Source organism: Paraburkholderia sp. (assembly GCF_035501035.1).
Taxonomy (GTDB): domain Bacteria; phylum Pseudomonadota; class Gammaproteobacteria; order Burkholderiales; family Burkholderiaceae; genus Paraburkholderia.
Window position 1 is genome coordinate 1 of the sequence record NZ_DATJWR010000379.1, and the last position, 16380, is coordinate 16380.

General features: G+C 65.7%; 10 protein-coding genes and 1 pseudogene. 6 read left to right on the forward strand and 5 right to left on the reverse strand.

Going from position 1 to position 16380, the window contains the following annotated elements; all coding sequences use genetic code 11:
• Positions 1–683: pseudogene (locus VMJ11_RS27385) on the forward strand (cobyrinate a,c-diamide synthase); the annotation flags it as partial.
• Positions 667–1359 (forward strand): 5,6-dimethylbenzimidazole synthase, encoded by a 693-nt coding sequence (gene bluB / locus VMJ11_RS27390; RefSeq protein WP_325623633.1) that lies wholly within the window; start codon positions 667–669, stop codon positions 1357–1359. The pseudogene VMJ11_RS27385 and the gene bluB, both read left to right, overlap by 17 nt.
• 196 nt (positions 1360–1555) lie before the next feature.
• Here the strand turns inward: bluB and VMJ11_RS27395 are convergent, their stop codons facing one another.
• The 5 genes from VMJ11_RS27395 to VMJ11_RS27415 all read right to left on the reverse strand — a co-directional run bounded on the left by VMJ11_RS27395 (position 1556) and on the right by VMJ11_RS27415 (position 9067).
• Entirely contained in the window at positions 1556–2188 is a 633-nt protein-coding gene (locus tag VMJ11_RS27395) for a DUF4136 domain-containing protein (RefSeq protein WP_325623635.1), read from the reverse strand.
• Between the two features lie 118 nt (positions 2189–2306).
• Positions 2307–4718 carry a CHASE2 domain-containing protein gene (locus VMJ11_RS27400; protein ID WP_325623637.1) on the reverse strand — a complete coding sequence of 804 codons (2412 nt, stop codon included), beginning with the start codon at positions 4716–4718 and terminating at the stop codon, positions 2307–2309.
• An 11-nt stretch (positions 4719–4729) separates the two neighbouring features.
• Positions 4730–6022, reverse strand: a complete 1293-nt coding sequence (locus VMJ11_RS27405; protein WP_325623639.1) for a FecR domain-containing protein — start codon at positions 6020–6022, stop codon at positions 4730–4732.
• A 152-nt stretch (positions 6023–6174) separates the two neighbouring features.
• Positions 6175–6873 carry a response regulator transcription factor gene (locus VMJ11_RS27410; protein WP_325623641.1) on the reverse strand — a complete coding sequence of 233 codons (699 nt, stop codon included), beginning with the start codon at positions 6871–6873 and terminating at the stop codon, positions 6175–6177.
• A gap of 1366 nt (positions 6874–8239) precedes the next feature.
• Positions 8240–9067: an SH3 domain-containing protein gene (locus VMJ11_RS27415; protein ID WP_325623643.1), complete on the reverse strand. Its 828-nt coding sequence runs from the start codon at positions 9065–9067 to the stop codon at positions 8240–8242.
• Between the two features lie 474 nt (positions 9068–9541).
• Here VMJ11_RS27415 and VMJ11_RS27420 point away from each other — a divergent pair, with 474 nt between their 5' ends.
• Genes VMJ11_RS27420 through VMJ11_RS27435 form a run of 4 tightly spaced genes read left to right on the forward strand, consistent with a single transcriptional unit; the run spans position 9542 to position 16206 of the window.
• The gene (locus tag VMJ11_RS27420) at positions 9542–11002 is read left to right on the forward strand and encodes a DUF3375 domain-containing protein (protein WP_325623645.1); all 1461 of its coding nucleotides are present in this window, start codon (positions 9542–9544) and stop codon (positions 11000–11002) included.
• Between the two features lie 2 nt (positions 11003–11004).
• Positions 11005–11661, forward strand: a complete 657-nt coding sequence (locus VMJ11_RS27425; protein WP_325623647.1) for a DUF4194 domain-containing protein — start codon at positions 11005–11007, stop codon at positions 11659–11661.
• Entirely contained in the window at positions 11654–15025 is a 3372-nt protein-coding gene (locus tag VMJ11_RS27430; RefSeq protein ID WP_325623649.1) for an ATP-binding protein, read from the forward strand. Before VMJ11_RS27425 ends, VMJ11_RS27430 begins: the two co-directional genes overlap by 8 nt.
• Positions 15022–16206: a DUF3322 domain-containing protein gene (locus VMJ11_RS27435; RefSeq protein WP_325623651.1), complete on the forward strand. Its 1185-nt coding sequence runs from the start codon at positions 15022–15024 to the stop codon at positions 16204–16206. Before VMJ11_RS27430 ends, VMJ11_RS27435 begins: the two co-directional genes overlap by 4 nt.
• The last annotated feature ends 174 nt before the right edge of the window (positions 16207–16380 follow it).

Genomic DNA, 16380 nt, shown 5'->3' on the forward strand with positions numbered 1-16380 from the left:
CACTCGCCGGCTTGCCGCCAGCGGTCGATTTCGCCGAACCCGCGCGCCACGAAGCGACGTGCAAAGCGACGCCGCGTCTGCTCGAAGGCCGCCATGTCGCGATTGCTCGCGACGCCGCGTTCTCGTTCCTCTATCCCGCGAACGTCGCGCTGCTCGAAGCGCTCGGCGCGCGCGTGAGCTACTTCTCGCCGCTTGCGAACGAGCCCGCCCCCGCGAACGCCGACGCCATCTATTTGCCCGGCGGCTATCCCGAGCTTCATGCGGCAACGCTCGCGCGCAGCACGCACAGCGCGGATTCGCTGCGCGCCCACGTGGCCGCACAAAAGCCGCTCGTCGCCGAATGCGGCGGCATGCTCTGGTTGCTCGATGCGCTCACCGACGTCGAAGGCAAGCGCACGCCGATGCTCGGCCTCCTGCCCGGCGAGGCGGCCATGCAAAAGCGCTTCGCGGCGCTCGGCATGCAGCGGCTCGACGGCTCGCATGGCGAGTTGCGCGGCCACACGTTCCACTACTCGCGCTTGAACACGCCGCTTGCGCCCGCGCTCACGGCGCGCCATGCGCAAACCGGCGCGCACGGCGAGGCGCTCTATCGCCACGGCTCGATCGTGGCGACCTACATGCACGCATACTGGCCCTCCAACCCGGCTTTCACGGCCGCCCTCTTCCATGGCACAGCCCTTTGACGAAGCCGAACGCGCGGCGGTCTACCGCGCGATCTACGAGCGGCGCGACATGCGGCACTTCGTGCCCGGCGCAATCGATCCCGCCACGCTCGCGCGCCTGCTCGACGCCGCGCACCACGCGCCAAGCGTGGGCTTCATGCAGCCGTGGCGCATCGTGCGCATCACCGATGTATCGTTGCGCGAGCAACTACATGCGGCGGTCGAGCGCGAGCGCATCGCCACAGCGGACGCGCTCGGCAAACGCCGCGACGAGTTCATGAAGCTGAAGGTGGAAGGCATGCGCGACTGCGCCGAGGTGCTCGTGGTCGCGCTGATGGACCGGCGCGAGACGCACATCTTCGGCAGACGCACGCTGCCGGAGATGGACCTCGCCTCGGTGGCCTGCGCGATCCAGAACATGTGGCTCGCGGCGCGCGCCGAAGGGCTCGGCATGGGCTGGGTGTCGATCTTCGATGTCGACGAAGTGCGCGCTCTGCTCACCATGCCGCCGGGTGCGAAGCCGGTGGCGATACTCTGCGTGGGTCAGGTCGACGAGTTCTACCCGCAGCCGATGCTCGAAATGGAGAAATGGGCCGAGCGCAAGGCGCTGGGCGAATGCGTATTCGAGAATCGTTGGCCGCAGGACGAAGCCGCTTGCGCATCGGCCCCCGCGCCGCACGCAGCGCCAGGAGACTGACGACCGTTCACGCCTCGCGCGCGTCGCAAACGGCCTCGACGTTGTTGCCTTGGGGTCGATCAGAAACGCGGCGTAGTAGTCGGCGTAGTAGTCGGCGCTGTAGTCGGGGCTGTAGTCGGGGCTGTAGTCGGGCCGCAGTCCGGGCCCGCCGTTGTCGCTCGCGCCGCCACCGCGGCCTGGGGAAAGTTGCGCAGCATTACGGCCTGGCGACGGGCGAGACGGAGAGCACCTGCGGCATGGCAGGCGGCTCGCTCGCTGCGTTGGCGTTGGCCGCGCCCTTCAGCTTGACGCGCCATTGCGGCGCACCCGCATACGGCAGGCGCGCCAGTGCGCCCGCCACGAGATACGGCAGCGCCTCGCGCGCGTCGGCATTGCGGTCGTGCTTGACGGCGCTCACCTTGTAGACCTCGCCGCCGTCCGGCAACGCGAAGAAGCGCAGCGTCAACGTATGGACGTAAGGCCGCCCGAACCAGGGGAACGACGGTCCTTCGGCCGGCGGGCAGCCGCCGCTGCAGTCGCCTGCCTTCACCTTCACATCCGCGGGACGCGTGGCCCACGCCACCGAAACGAGATAGCGAGCCGCCTCAGGCGCGCCCGCGTTGAAGCCGCGCTGCGCGAGACCTTCGGTAAGCAGTGCCTGGTATGGCAGGATCTCGCCCGCGTCGGCCTGGGCGGGCGTCGGCGCGAAACGGTAGTTGACGGCGGCCGCGGCCTCGGCGGGCAAGGCGCCCGTGGCCTCGACCTCGGTCGTCACGCCCGCGCAACCCGCGAGCGCGCAGAGCATCGGCAAAAGACAGATCGACAACAGGATCTTCACGTAATACTCCATCGGGGTCGCCGCCGGCTCGCGGCCAGTGGGGTTCGGGTTAGGCGTTGCGCAGTGTCGGCCGGCGCCTGGGCGTTACGGCCGACATCTCTCCGTGGCTTCGGTCGGGTCTCGGCGCGGTTCAAGGCGGCGCGTCGATCGCGGGCAGCAACATCGTCAGCACGGTGCCCTTGCCCGGCTCGCTTTCCACGTGAACGTCGCCGGCGTGGCGCGTGACGACCGTCTTGACGAAGGCCATGCCGAGCCCCGCGCCGCTCACCTCGGGCCGCTCGGCCGCATGAAAGCGCTTGAACGGCTCGAACAGCTTCGCCTGATCCTCGTACGGAATGCCGTAGCCCTGGTCGCGAATCGAGCAGATCACGCGCGGCGGCGTTTCATCGTTCAGCGCGATGGTACAGAGAATGCGCGTATCGGAGGGACTGTACTTCACGGCGTTGTTCAGCACGTTCACCAGCGCGCGCGTCATGAGCGAGCGATCGCCGTTGATCCAGCCCATCTGGTCGCCTTCGAACACCGTGTCGATCTGGATGCGCTTCGCGTGCGCCTGCGGCCACACTTCGTCGCTCGCGTCCACCGCGAGCTCCGCGAGGCTCGTGGGTTCGAGCGCATACACCTGCGATTCGGCGCGGGCAAGCTGGACGAAGTCGTCGGCGAGCGTGAGCGAGCGGCGCGCATAGCGCTCGATGCGCTCCATCACGCCGCGCACGGGCTCGGCGGCCAACGTGCCGCGCTCGCGCTCCGTCTCCACGAGTGCGACGATCGAGGCCTGCGGCGAGCGCATGTCGTGCGATAGCAGGCGCAGCGCATCCTCGCGCTGGCGCTCGGCGTCGTGCAGCGCCGTCACGTCGACCAAGCCCGCGATCCAGCCCACCGCCTGCCCCTGCGCGTTCGTGCAACGCGCGTAGCGCAGCAGGTAGTCGCTGCCGTCGCGCGCGCGCACTTCCACGCCACGCTCCATCAGTTCCGCGAACTCGCCGCGCGCCGGGTCGAGCGGCGCGGGCCAGTGCGCGTGCGCGAAGGTCATGGCGTCGGGACTCGGATCGATCGGCTTGACGAGCGCAAGATCGCCGAACACGTCCCGCATCCAGCGCCCTTCCGCCGCGCTCACGTTCAGGCGCGCGAGCCACGCGCGCGACGCGTGGTTCGCGATCAGCACGACCCCACGCAGATCGGCAACGAGAATCGGCTCCGGTACCGAATCGAGGCTGTCCCACACGAAGCGGCGCATGTCCTGCAGCCGCTGCGCGGCCTGCGCCATCAGCGCCATCTGCTGGGCGAGCACATCGCCGGCGAACTCGCGGCCCGGCACCGGCGCCTCGGGCAGCAGATAGGGTTCGTCGGCCAGCTGGCGCAGCTCCTTGCGCAGATACGCCATCGTCATTTCAAGGCGGCGCCAGCTCCACACCGGATAGACGACGAGGAGCGCGACGATCGCAGGCACGGGCGCGAGCCACAGCTGTGCGCCGTACAGCAGGCCCGCGCTCGCGCCGAGCGAAAGCACGATCAGCAGCGCGAGCAGCAACAGCGTGCGCAGCGGCGAGAGCACGAGGAAGCCCGTCAGCAGGAGCCCGAGCGGCACGAGCGAGGCGAGCACGATCGCGAGCGGCGGCGCGGGCTGCATGGCGGTGCCGGTAAGCAGGGTGTCGAGCACGATGGCGTGGATATAGACGCCGGGCAGCGGGCCGAGCGTGCCCGAGAGCGGCGTGGCGAATCGGTCGTAAAGCCCCGAGGCCGTGGCGCCCACGATCGCCACGCGCCCACGCAGCCGCTCGGGCGGCACGCGGCCTGCCAGCAGGTCCGCGAACGAGACCTTGCTGTAGGCCTGCGCATTCGCGCCAAACGGAATCAGGAAGCGCGACTCGCTGCCGGGCGCGCCAGCGCGCAACATGTCGTCGCGGTTCGCGGTGGCGGGCGTGCCATGCGCGAGCGCCACCGCGCCGCTGCGCACCGCGCGCCAGACCGGCACCATTAATTGTGGCCAGCGCTGCTGCGCGTCGCCTTCGAAAAGCGCGACGCTGCGCACGATGCCGTCGCTATCGACTTCGAGGTTGATGTGACCCATGCCTGCCGCGGCCTGCGCGAGCGGCGCGACGGGGCGCACGGCGTCGCGGTGGCCGGTGTCGTCGGCCGGCGTGAGCAGGATGGGAAGGAACGCCGGCCGCGCGTGCAGCGCCTGCGCGAAGCGCTCGTCGTCGTGCAAGGGCTCGGTGAAGAGCACGTCGTAGACGATGGCGGCCACGCCCGCTTTCGCGAGCCGATCCACGAGCCGCGCATGCACCTCGCGCGGCCACGGCCAGCGCCCGAGCGCGGCGACGCTCGCATTGTCGATCTCCACGAGCACGATGTCGGGCGAGAGCGGCAGCGTGCGCGCGGAGAGAAAGCGGTCGTAGACGAGATTGTCGGCGCCGCTCGTCAAACGCCAGATCACGCAGAGCACGACTACGGCAATGCCCGCGCAGCCAACCCCGGCCCACTCGAACAAAAAGCGACGCCCGACGGAGCGACCAAGGCGCGCGGGCGGCCTCACGCTCATGCGTGGCTCCGTCACCAGTCGAGCCTGAACGACTGGGTCGGACTCGCCTTCTGGTAGTAGTGGCCGTTGTCGAACTGCTCGACGATCACCGTCCAGTAGTAGACGCCCTTCGGCAGGTCGCTCACGACGGCTTGGCCCGTCGTGATGTCGGTGTGATCGACGAGCGGCGCGCGCAGATCCGGCGTCGTGCCGAGCACGAAGCGAAACCGCGTGTTCTGCGCGCCGCGGCCGACGTACCAGCGGAACGCAAAGTCGCGCGAGCCGTCGATACGCCCGGCGCTGGCGCCGAGGGCCATGTGCCGGCGCTCGAAGGCCCAGGCGGCAGGGATGCCCTCGAGGCCGCGCTCGTCGATGGCGGCGATGCGCACGAAATACGTGCCGTCGTCGAGGGCGCCGACCGGCACATGCGTGCCGGCGCTCCGTACGTCGCGAATCATGTCGAGCAGGCCCGCGTCGCGCCCGATCTGCAGGCGGTAGCCGCGCGCGTGCTCGAGCGGCGCGATATCGAAGTCGACCTCGTCGCCGTCCTGCACCTTCGACGGATGCAGCAGTTCGGGCGCATCGAGCAGCGCCACCGGCGCGCCCGCCGGCGCGCCTGCGAGCGTCAGACTGCCGTGGCCCGCCGCGACGAGCTGCTCGGAGGCGGCGAGCGGCGTGCCCGGCGCGGGTGCCGTAGAGGCACCGCGCCGGCTTTGGGCGAGCGTGTCAGCGTCGACGCCCACCGCGCCATCCAGCACCTCGACGGCCGTCGACCGCTTGTCGCCGTCGTAGCTCACACGAAACTTCGTGCCGCGCACGCCGGCCACCACGGAAGGCGAGCGGATCTGGAAGCGGTCGTCTTTCTTCGTCGCATGCGTGACTTCGCTGCTCACCTCGCCGCGACGGAGGTCGACGATGCGGTCGGTCGCGCCCGTGAGCGCGGTCTGGCGCAGCGTGGCGAGGTCGAGCGCGGTATCGGGCGGCAACACGATGTGCGAGCCGTCCGCCAGTTCGAGCGTGGCGAAGCCGTTGTCGCCCGTCACCACGCGATCGCCCTCCACGAGGCGCGAGCCGACCTTGAGCGGCAGGAGCGGGCCGTTGCGGAACGCGTGCTGTGCGGGACCGTTCGCGGCGATCACCTCCGCGTTGAGGCCGTCCTGGCGCAGCAGCGCAACCGGCACGCGCAGCGTCGTGCCCGGCTGAAGGCGCAGCGGCACGCTCACGTGATTGATGCTCGCGAGTTGCTGCCAGTCGCCGGGGTTGCGCAGATAACGCGCGGCGATGTCATAGAGCGAGTCGCCTTGCCGCGTCACGTAAGTGGTCATTTCAGGCGGATGCGCCTGCGTGCGCGGAACGCTCCCGCGCGCCTCGGCACCACGGGCAACGGGGACGAGCGCAAGCGCGCAAGCGAAGAACGGGGCGGCGGACGAGCTTACCGCGCGCCACTTCGCGGCGAACCGCGGCGCACGCGCGCCCCTCACGCGCCCTCCCCCTCGATGCGCTCGAGGCGATAGCCGTAGCCGTAGATCGGCGTGAGACGATAACCGTTCTCAGGACGCAGGCCGAGCTTCGAGCGCAGCATGGATACGTGCGTGTCCATCGTGCGCGACGGGATGTCGTCGGATTGCTTCCAGATCACGTCGAGAATGTGCGCGCGAGAGAGCGGGCGGCTCAGATGCTGAAAAAGCAGCAGCGCGAGATCGAATTCCTTCTGCGTGAGCGAGACCAGCCGGCCGTTCACCGAAGCCCGGCGCGATTTGAGATCGAACTCGAACTCGCCGAAGGTTTCCTTCAACGCGGGCACGTGCAGTTGATAGGTGCGCCGCAGCAGCGAATTCACGCGCGCACATAGAACCGTCGCGGAGACGGGCTTGACGACATAGTCGTCCGCGCCCGCGTTGAGCATTTGCGCGATGTCGGCTTCGCGGCTGCGGCTCGTCATGAAGAGCACCGGCAACCGCGCGGAGAGGCTCTGACGCACCCAGTGCAGCACTTCGTCGCCCGCCATGTCCGGCACGTTCCAGTCGAGCACGAGCAAATCGAATGTCTCCCGCCGAAGCTGCCGGACCAGTTCCCCGCCTTTCGTGAACGCGTGGCAGGCATGACCCGCCGCAGTCAAGGCCTCACAGATGAAATCCGTTTGTGCCGCGTCGTCTTCCAGTACTGCAATTCTCATAACACCCCGCAACCAGGATTGTTCGTCATCTTCTGAGAATGGACCGCCTTCCTGCCGCCACACGACGCACCGACGGCCGCCATCCCACCAGGCGAAGCGCGCAAACATGCGCCTGATCGCCAGCTCAAACGAATACCCCCTCAAGCTTGCGGCCTGCGAACCGAAGCCGCGCGCCAAAAACCACTACTTTCGCCGCGTCTCGAAACAAATGGGAGCGCGGCGCCATCGTCGCCTTCGGGGATCGGATTGCACGCATGGTAATCGCTCATGGTATTCGAAAATGCTTTCGTCCGAACCGGGCCCAACCGTCGGCGGCGGCGCGCTGCCATGGCCTCGAGCCGGCTTTCGCTCATGGGCCGACGTGCCATCTGCCGCGTCTTGCGCGTTCGTTTCGCCAACCGCCATCGCGCCTGCCGCTACCGGCGAGTCCGAACGCAGCGCGGTGAAGTGGAAGCGCACATGCTTCCACGCCGCGTGAGCCTGGTCGGGCCGCGCAACCGCGCGCACCTGCGCGGCCGCGCACATGCACAGCGCGGTAGACGAGCCGATTCGGGAAATCGTGTAGCCCCCGTTCGGCAGACAAGCGCAAGCCGCTTGCGCGAGCAGAACAACGCCACGCCGCGCGCGGCACGCGCGGGCAAGCAGTTCGTTCAGATACATGGAAAAAAGGTGGCGACAGCGGCGTGCTACGCACTTCGTGGTCTCCGGACTCCGCCCCCGGAATCGGACCGCCAGCGCAGTCATCGTCGCGCCGGCGCGAGCCCCGCTGACCGGCGTCACCGCCCGACGCCAGCCTGCGGGCCGCAGGCGCCTCCCTTGCACGACGAGGCACGTGCTGCCATCGCCACATCCACCTCAAAGCGCCGGTTTTCCAGCGTTATCCGGCGAACTCGAGTTCGCTCTGGCTTCCTCATACCGGCCACGTCGCCAAGTCCCGAACGCGCCAGCCCCCCGCAGCAACAATCCCTTTCCCCACCGCTCACTACGCAAGATGCAAGCTCGCGCGCCAGTGGCGTCGCGCAGCCGGGCTTCTATCTCGAGCCTCAATCGGCCGCTTGAAAGCATTCTCACCCGAACGCCGAGAACGTACTGTCAGAGATTGTCAAATCCGTCAGGATGATGAGATGAATTCGTAGGAAGAGCGGCTCATCCAGCTCGCGTCAAATCGTCTCGTTTCAATGGCCCCGGGTATGCCGCAATGGCGCGACCGCCTCGTTCGAGGAGCGCGCAACGCGGCGCATTGGCCTCCGGGCGGCTCAATTAGCTGACACTCCTAAGTCATCACGAAAAGGCCGCTCCCGACGATGCGCACAAGGATGCCCATACCGGGCATCCCTTACGTGGCCGCGAAGCAACGGGACGAGAATCAGTGCTCCCGATCGTCGCCCCGACCGTTGCCCTGGCCCGACGAATGACCGCCTTGAGGCGGCTCAGGCCGGCCCTGTTGGGGCGCGGGTCCCGGGGCGTGCATGCCGCCGGGCGGCTGTGCAGACGGCGCATGAGCGTAGCCCGGCGCGGGGCCTCCGGCGGGCGGACGGCCGCCGTAATGAGGTTCGGGCGCGGGCGGACGGCCTGCTTCCTGCGGACGCGGCGCATAGGGCTGCGGCGGCATGTTGGCCGTCGGATGTCCCGCACCCGGCGGCATGTTGCCGGGCACATTGACCGGCGGACGCGGCTCGCCCCCATTGACGGGAGGCCGGCCCGCGCCCGGCGCGCCGTGCCACGGCGGCGGCGCTGGCGGTCGGCCTCCGCCGGTCGGCGGCACATGCGCCCAGCGCCCCTGCTCGCCATACCACGGCCGGTCACGATAGAAACTGCCCCAATAACTGCCGATCGAAAACGCCACGATCGGCAGACCGATCACCGCGCCGTAGCCGGCGAGCGGCACGTAAGCGCCCTGGTAGGGGTAACTGAGGTAAGCCGCGTAGACCCAGCCGCGCAGGCCGGGCACCGTGACGTCACACCACGAATAGTCGCTCACGCAACCCATCACGGTGACAGGCACCCCGGGGCCGAGTTCGGAAACGACAGGATAGTCGCCGGCGGGACCGGCGTAGAGTTCGACGGGTTCGCTCGTGTAGGCTGCGGTTTGCGCACTGGCATCGGTCGAGGCGAGCAGGAGACCCGTTATGACGCTCGCGGCTGCGAGCGCGGCGGCAAGCGAACGCGGGCGCGTCATGGGGCGCTTTGTCATTGTTTCTCCCTTTTCCAGCTATTCTATTCTGCCGCTGCGCAATCTGCGTGCCCGCCCGTTGCGCGGCTATTCGTTTTCCTCGAAGTAGTGAAGAGGCCTTTTGCGGCGGGCATCCGCCGTGAAACCTACGCCAAAATCTACGCCGGATTATTTCCCAATCCCCTGATATATTAATGTCGTATTTCAGCAACAGAGGAAACAATAATGTGGGACTTGCCCCTGCATGACCGGACAAGTGGTCACTGAGCAAAATACCTTCGGTCAAGATCCAATATCCCCACCCGGTTGTCAATCAGCCGTTGGAGCCTTGACTGGACGGCGTTTCCGCTCGGCCAAACGACATGCATACCGCCAGCGCGCCCCATTCCCGCGCTGAAGTATGGCAAAGTTGGGTAACAGTTGCGGTACGATGATGGCCTTTCGAGCCTCAGCCGACGATCGCCTCAAAGTCGCTGAATCCGTTGTCCCGCACCGATGTCCCTCGATTACCCTACTCTCGACGCGCTGCGCACGCGCCACCCCGCCTGGCGCCTCTTGCGCTCCGACCACGCGCCGCTCGTGGTCAGCGTCCTGCATCGCGTCTTCGTCGCGCCAAACGTGCGCATGATGGCGGCTCCGCTTCTTGCCGAAGCGCTCGAAGACGAGCTTTACGCGTTGCGCGAGCAACTCGGCGATGGCGCTTTCCCGAAGCACGCGCTCGAATACCTGAACGATTGGGCCAGTCCCGAGAAGGGATGGCTGCGAAAATTCTATCGCCAGGGTTCGGATGAACCGCAGTTCGACCTGACGCCCGCGGCGGAGAAAGCCATAGCATGGCTCGGCACGCTAACGGAACGCAGCTTCGTAGGCACCGAATCGCGCCTGCTGACGCTTTCCGAACTGCTGCGGCAGATGAGCGAGGGCAGCGAGCCCGACCAGGAAAAGCGCCTTGCCGAATTGCGTGCACGGCGCGCCCAGATGGATGAAGAGATCGCTCGGGTCGAAGCGGGCGATGTTCGGCTGCTAGATGACGCTGCGCTCAAGGACCGCTTTCAGCAATTCATCCAGATGGCACGCGATCTCCTGACGGACTTCCGCGAAGTCGAGCAGAACTTCCGGCTGCTGGATCGCCACGTACGCGAGCGAATCACGCTCTGGGAGGGCTCGAAGGGCGCGCTCATCGCGGAAATCATGGGCGAGCGGGACGCAATCGCCGATTCTGATCAAGGCAGCAGCTTCCGGGCGTTCTGGGACTTCCTGATGTCGAGCCGCCGTCAGGAGGAGCTCTCGGAGCGTCTCGAGCGCGTGCTCGCCCTCCCCGCCATAGCGACCATGACACCGGGCGCACGCACACGGCGCATCCACTACGACTGGCTCGAGGCAGGCGAACACACGCAGCGCACGGTCGCGCAGCTCTCACAGCAGTTGCGGCGGTTCCTCGACGATCAGGCCTGGCTCGAAAATCGCCGCATCATGGACATCCTGCGCGGCATAGAAGCCAAGGCGCTTGCGCTACGTGAAACGCCGCCTGCCGGGGCGATTGTCGAGATCGAGACAGCTTCGGCCGACATCGAGCTGCCGATGGAACGTCCGCTGTACGTCCCGACGCTGCGCCCCATCTTCGCCAACGTCGCGCTCGAGTGCGGCGATGCGGACCTTGACGCCTCGGCGCTCTACGCGCAGATCGTCGTTGACCGCGCGCGCCTGGCGAGTCACATCCGCCAATGCCTGCAGGATCGGCCACACGTGACGCTCGCAGAGTTGGTCGAATCGCGGCCGCTCGAACACGGACTTGCCGAACTCGTCGCGTATTTGCAAATGAGCGCCGAAGGAGAATCGTTTCGAGCTGCTGTCGATGAATCCGTCTCGGACACGATCGAATGGCTAGCGAACAATGCAGACGGAGCGACAACAATCAAACGCGCACGGATGCCGCGTGTAATTTTCGTCCGGTAAAGATGACCGAAGAACAGAAGGACTCGACACTCGGTCGAGACGACTTGCCGACGTTGGCAATCACGTTGCTCAAGGGCGTGGTGTATCGCGACGGAAACGAGCGCCTCTGGGCCTCGCTGCTCGAATTGCAAGCGCGCGTGCGCGACTACGTTGCCGTGCTTGGGCTCGAGCTCGCGGTGGACGAGGCGGAAGGCTACGCTTTCGTGAAAAGCCGTTCCGGGCATGACACTGACGTCGAGAACGGCGAACCGGCAAAGCTGCCGCGCCTCGTCGCCCGCCGCCCGCTTTCGTTCCCCGTGAGCCTGCTGCTCGCGCTGCTGCGAAAAAAGCTCGCGGAATGGGACGCCGGCGGCGGTGACACCCGGCTCGTCCTGACGCGCGAAGAGATCGTCGAACTCATGCGCGTGTTCCTTCCCGCGAGCACCAACGAGGCGCGCCTCGTCGACCAGATCGATACGCACGTGAACAAGATCATTGAGCTCGGTTTCCTGCGCCGGATGAAAACCACCGGCGGCCCGCCCGCATTCGAAGTGCGGCGCATCCTGAAAGCCTTCGTCGATGCGCAATGGCTGCTCGAATTCGACGCGCGCCTTGCGGGTTACCAAGCACACCTGGACAGCTCGACGGTTTCAGAGCGACAGGAGGATAGCAATGAATGAGCCACGCACGCTTGGCCTCGATTTTTCGGCCGACGATACACTGACGGGCTTTCGCCTCGAGCGGCTCGAGGTCTTCAACTGGGGCACGTTCGACGACCGGATCTGGGTCCTGGGGGTGAATGGCCGCAACGGCCTGCTAACGGGCGATATCGGTTCAGGCAAGTCGACACTGGTCGACGCGATCACGACGCTGCTCGTGCCCGCGCAGCGGATCGCCTACAACAAGGCTGCGGGCGCAGACAGCAAGGAGCGCACGCTCCGTTCCTATGTGCTCGGCTACTACAAGTCCGAGCGCAACGAGATGACGGGGAGCGCAAAGCCCGTCAGCCTGCGCGACCATAACAGCTATTCGGTGGTCTTGGGCGTCTTCCGTAACGCGGGGTACGATACGACCGTCACACTCGCGCAGGTGTTCTGGATGAAAGACGCGCAGGCCCAGCCCGCGCGGTTCTTCGTCTGCGCCGAACGCGATCTCTCGATCGCTGCCGACTTTTCTCGCTTCGGCACCGACATCACCCAGTTGCGCAAGAAACTACGTGGGCTTGGCGCCGAAATCGAGGATACCTTCCCCAAATACAGCGCCTGGTTCCGGCGGCGCTTCGGGATCGAAAACGAGCAAGCGCTCGAGCTCTTTCACCAGACCGTCTCGATGAAGTCGGTCGGCAATCTGACCGACTTTGTACGCAGTCACATGCTTGAGCCCTTCGACGTCGCACCGCGCGTCGACGCGCTGATCACCCACTTCGACGATCTCAATCGCGCTCATGAGGCGGTTCTCAAAGCCAAGAGCCAGGTGGAGTTACTGACACCGCTCGTCGCGGACTGCGATCGCCACGGCGAACAAGGACAAACTCTTGATAGCTGGCGAGCCTGCCGTGAAGCGTTGAAGCCCTACTTCGCCGGGCTCAAGCTCGGCCTCATCGAGCGTCGCCTTCTATTGCTCGACGAGGACCGCACACGCGCGACGTCACGCAAGGCGCGGCACGAAGAAACGCGCGACCAGGCGCGCCAGCACGTCGAAGACCTGCGCCGCGCCGTGGCCGAGCAGGGCGGCGATCGCATCGCGCAACTCGAGGCTGAAATCCGCGAGCACGAACGAGAAAGCGCGCGCCGCCGCGAACGCACCCAACGCTATGCCGCCATCGTTGCCGTGCTCGATGAGGCCGAGGTCACCGACGAAGTATCGTTTGCGTCCCAGCGCCAGCGCCTGGCCGAACGACGCAGTTCGCTCGTCGACGACGAAGCGCAAAAGCAAAATACGATTACCGAATGGAGCGTGGCATTTCGCGAAGGGAAAGCGCGGCGTGACCTACTGGAAGACGAAATCGCAAGCCTGAAAGCCCGGCGTAACAACATCCCGAAGGAACAAGTCGCGATGCGGGCGAGCCTATGCTCGGCGCTCGGTCTGGAGGAAGACGCCCTGCCATTCGCAGGCGAACTCATTCAGGTGCGCGAGGATGCGCGCGATTGGGAGGGCACTGCCGAACGCGTGCTGCGCAACTTTGGCCTGTCGCTGCTTGTACCCGACGAGCACTATGCGAACGTCGCGGCCTGGGTCGATCGCACTCATCTGCGAGGGCGGCTCGTCTACTTCCGCGTGCGCGCGGAGCGCACCCCGCTCACAGCTGGAGCCCTCGAACTGCACCGCGACTCGCTCGCCCACAAGCTCGCGATCAAGCCCGATTCGCCGTTCTATACCTGGCTCGAGCGCGAAATCGGCCGCCGATTCGACTACGCATGTTGCGAAACGCAGGAGCAGTTTCGGCGCGAGACGCGCGCGATCACACGCTCGGGTCAGGCCAAAGCGCCCGGCGAGCGTCACGAAAAGGACGACCGCCATGCACTTGACGACCGTAGCCGCTACGTGCTCGGTTGGAGCAACGTGGCCAAAATCGCTGCGCTCGAAGCACAACGGCGCGCTATCGAGGTTCGTCTGGGCGAGATCGGAGAGAAGCTTGGCGAAGCGCAAAGCGAGCACGCGAAAGTGCGCGAGCAGCTCGAAGCGCTTGCGCGCATCGGCGAGTTCGTCGACTTCCGCGACATCGACTGGGGAAGCTGTGCGGCCGCGATCGTGCGTCTGACAGACGAAAAAGCCCGCCTCGAAACGGCGAGCGACGCCCTCGCGGAGCTAACGACTCAGTTGGAGTCTGCACAAGCGGCATTGAAATCGACTGAAGCAGCGATATCCGAAACCGACTCGGAACTGGGCGGCATCCTGGCCAAACGCGAAGCAGCGCAAACGTTGCGCGATGAAACGCGCGCGCTGGCCGTGGAAATAAATAGCGAACTTGCCAAACGCATCGAGGCACTGCGCATGGAGATGCTCGGCGAACACCAGCTCTCGGTCGAGTCGAGTGACAACCGCGAACGCTTTGTACGTGAGGCCTTGACAACGCGCATCGACAACGAAACCAGGACGCTCGGGCGCCTCGCGGAAAAAATCGTCAAGGCCATGGCGGCCTTCAAGAATGCCTACAAGCTCGAGACAGCCGACTTTGATGCGAGCCTCGAAGCAACGTTCGAGTACCGCGAAATGCTCGCGCGGCTGCAAGCCGACGACTTGCCGCGCTTCGAAGCGCGCTTCAAGGAGTTGCTGAACGTCAATACGATCAATGAGATCGCCAACTTTCACGCGCAGCTTGCGCGAGAGCGCGAGACGATCAAGGAGCGAATCGGGCGCATCAACGAATCGTTGCGCCAAATCGATTACAACGCGGGCCGATACATCGTTCTCGAGAGTCAGCCGAGCCCCGACACGGAAATCCGCGAATTCCAGGGCGACCTGCGCGCCTGCACCGAAGGTGAATTGACCGGCTCGGACGATAGTCAATACTCGGAAGCGAAGTTCATGCAGGTCAAACGGATCATCGACCGCTTTCGCGGACGCGAGGGACTGACCGAGCAGGACCGGCGCTGGAGCGCGAAAGTGACCGACGTGCGCAACTGGTTCCTGTTCGCCGCCAGCGAGCGCTGGCGCGAAGACGACAGCGAATATGAGCACTACTCGGACTCAGGCGGCAAGTCCGGCGGCCAGAAGGAAAAGCTCGCCTATACGATCCTTGCCGCGAGCCTCGCCTACCAGTTTGGCCTCGAATGGGGTGTCGTGCGCTCGCGATCGTTCCGTTTTGTAGTCATCGACGAAGCCTTTGGCCGTGGCTCCGACGAGTCCGCGCAGTACGGTCTCACGTTATTTCAAAAACTGAACTTGCAGCTGCTCATCGTCACCCCGCTTCAGAAGATTCACATCATCGAACCGTTCGTTTCGAGCGTCGGATTCGTACAGAACGAGGGCGGACGCGCCTCGAAGCTACGCAACCTGTCGATCGAGGAGTATCGCGCACGCAAGGCGGAGTTGGATCGATGAGTTGGACAACGGCTGCGGATCTGCGGGCACGTCTTCAACGCCTATGGGAGCGTGGCGAATGGTTGCGAAGCCTGGTCGTTGGAGGCGAAGGCCTATTCCCGCTGCGCCTGGGGATAAAAGGGCCTGGTTCATCGGAACTGGCTGAACGCTTCGACACCGTGCGCGCATGGATCGCAGAACTCGTGGCCACACCGCGCGTGCGCATCGAATGGCGCGATATCAATCATCGAATTCTCGGCATGCAGCGAGTGCCACAGGCAGCCTGGGTCGACACTCTGCACGATGCGCTAGCGCTCGCCGGCAAGCGCCACGAGGCCGCGCAATTCGAGCGACTGCTCGAGATCACGCGCACCCGCCAGCCGAAGCTCGTCTCGTGGCTAGCACAGCGCCCGTTACAAGCGCTGGAACTTGCCGGCGACTGGGAGCGAATGCTGGCAGTCGTCGATTGGATGGAGGGACATCCTCGTCCGGGCCTCTACCTACGGCAAGCGGAAATCGCGGCCGTCGACACGAAGTTCATCGAAGCGCGGCGCGGAGTGCTCACGCAGTGGCTCGATCACGTGCTCCCATCCGAGGCAATCGACGGGAACCGGACCGGCACCACGCAATTCGCCGCTCGCTACGGCTTCCGTGTGAAGCCGTCTCGTATCCGATTTCGCGTGCTCGACGAGCGCCTCGTCGTACTGCCTGGCGCCGCGCGGCCTGACATCGCACTCGACGCCGACAGCTTCGCGGTTCTCGCGCTGCCATGCCGGCATGTATTCATTACAGAGAACGAGATAAATTTCCTGGCGTTTCCGGACGTTCCACAATCGATCGTTCTCTTCGGAGCGGGCTACGGTTGGGAAGCACTAGAGTCAGCGCGATGGCTCACGGATTGCACGCTTCACTACTGGGGCGACATCGACACGCACGGCTTTGCCATTCTCGATCAATTGCGTTGCCGATTCCGGCACGTCGGCTCGTTCTTGATGGACCGCGCGACACTGATGGCGCATGAAACGTTCTGGGGAGACGAAGGCGATCAGGTCATACGCGATCTGCCGCGACTCACAGCGCAAGAGCGCGAACTCTTTGACGACCTGCGTGACAACCGGATTCGTCACGGGTTGCGGCTCGAGCAAGAGCGCGTGGGATTCGGGTGGGTCAGGGCGGCGCTAGAGGAACGGGCTTGCGCCTAGATCTCGCTAATCTCACCGCCAGGCACAACTCGAATGCGGCGCAAAGAAGCCGCCTCGAAGAGGCCGTAAACGCCGCTGACGGTATACGCGAGCATCAATATCTGCCCGCGTATACCGTCAGAAATACCGTCAAATTGACGTTACCCAGGCTCCACGCAGACGCGGACGCGGGTT

Excerpts from the sequence above, each read along its gene's own strand:
- bluB (WP_325623633.1), top strand. The coding sequence starts at position 667 with ATGGCACAGCCCTTTGACGAAGCCGAACGCGCGGCGGTCTACCGCGCG.
- VMJ11_RS27395 (WP_325623635.1), bottom strand. The coding sequence starts at position 2,188 with ATGGAGTATTACGTGAAGATCCTGTTGTCGATCTGTCTTTTGCCGATG.
- VMJ11_RS27400 (WP_325623637.1), bottom strand. The coding sequence starts at position 4,718 with ATGAGCGTGAGGCCGCCCGCGCGCCTTGGTCGCTCCGTCGGGCGTCGC.
- VMJ11_RS27405 (WP_325623639.1), bottom strand. The coding sequence starts at position 6,022 with ATGACCACTTACGTGACGCGGCAAGGCGACTCGCTCTATGACATCGCC.
- VMJ11_RS27410 (WP_325623641.1), bottom strand. The coding sequence starts at position 6,873 with ATGAGAATTGCAGTACTGGAAGACGACGCGGCACAAACGGATTTCATC.
- VMJ11_RS27415 (WP_325623643.1), bottom strand. The coding sequence starts at position 9,067 with ATGACAAAGCGCCCCATGACGCGCCCGCGTTCGCTTGCCGCCGCGCTC.
- VMJ11_RS27420 (WP_325623645.1), top strand. The coding sequence starts at position 9,542 with ATGTCCCTCGATTACCCTACTCTCGACGCGCTGCGCACGCGCCACCCC.
- VMJ11_RS27425 (WP_325623647.1), top strand. The coding sequence starts at position 11,005 with ATGACCGAAGAACAGAAGGACTCGACACTCGGTCGAGACGACTTGCCG.
- VMJ11_RS27430 (WP_325623649.1), top strand. The coding sequence starts at position 11,654 with ATGAATGAGCCACGCACGCTTGGCCTCGATTTTTCGGCCGACGATACA.
- VMJ11_RS27435 (WP_325623651.1), top strand. The coding sequence starts at position 15,022 with ATGAGTTGGACAACGGCTGCGGATCTGCGGGCACGTCTTCAACGCCTA.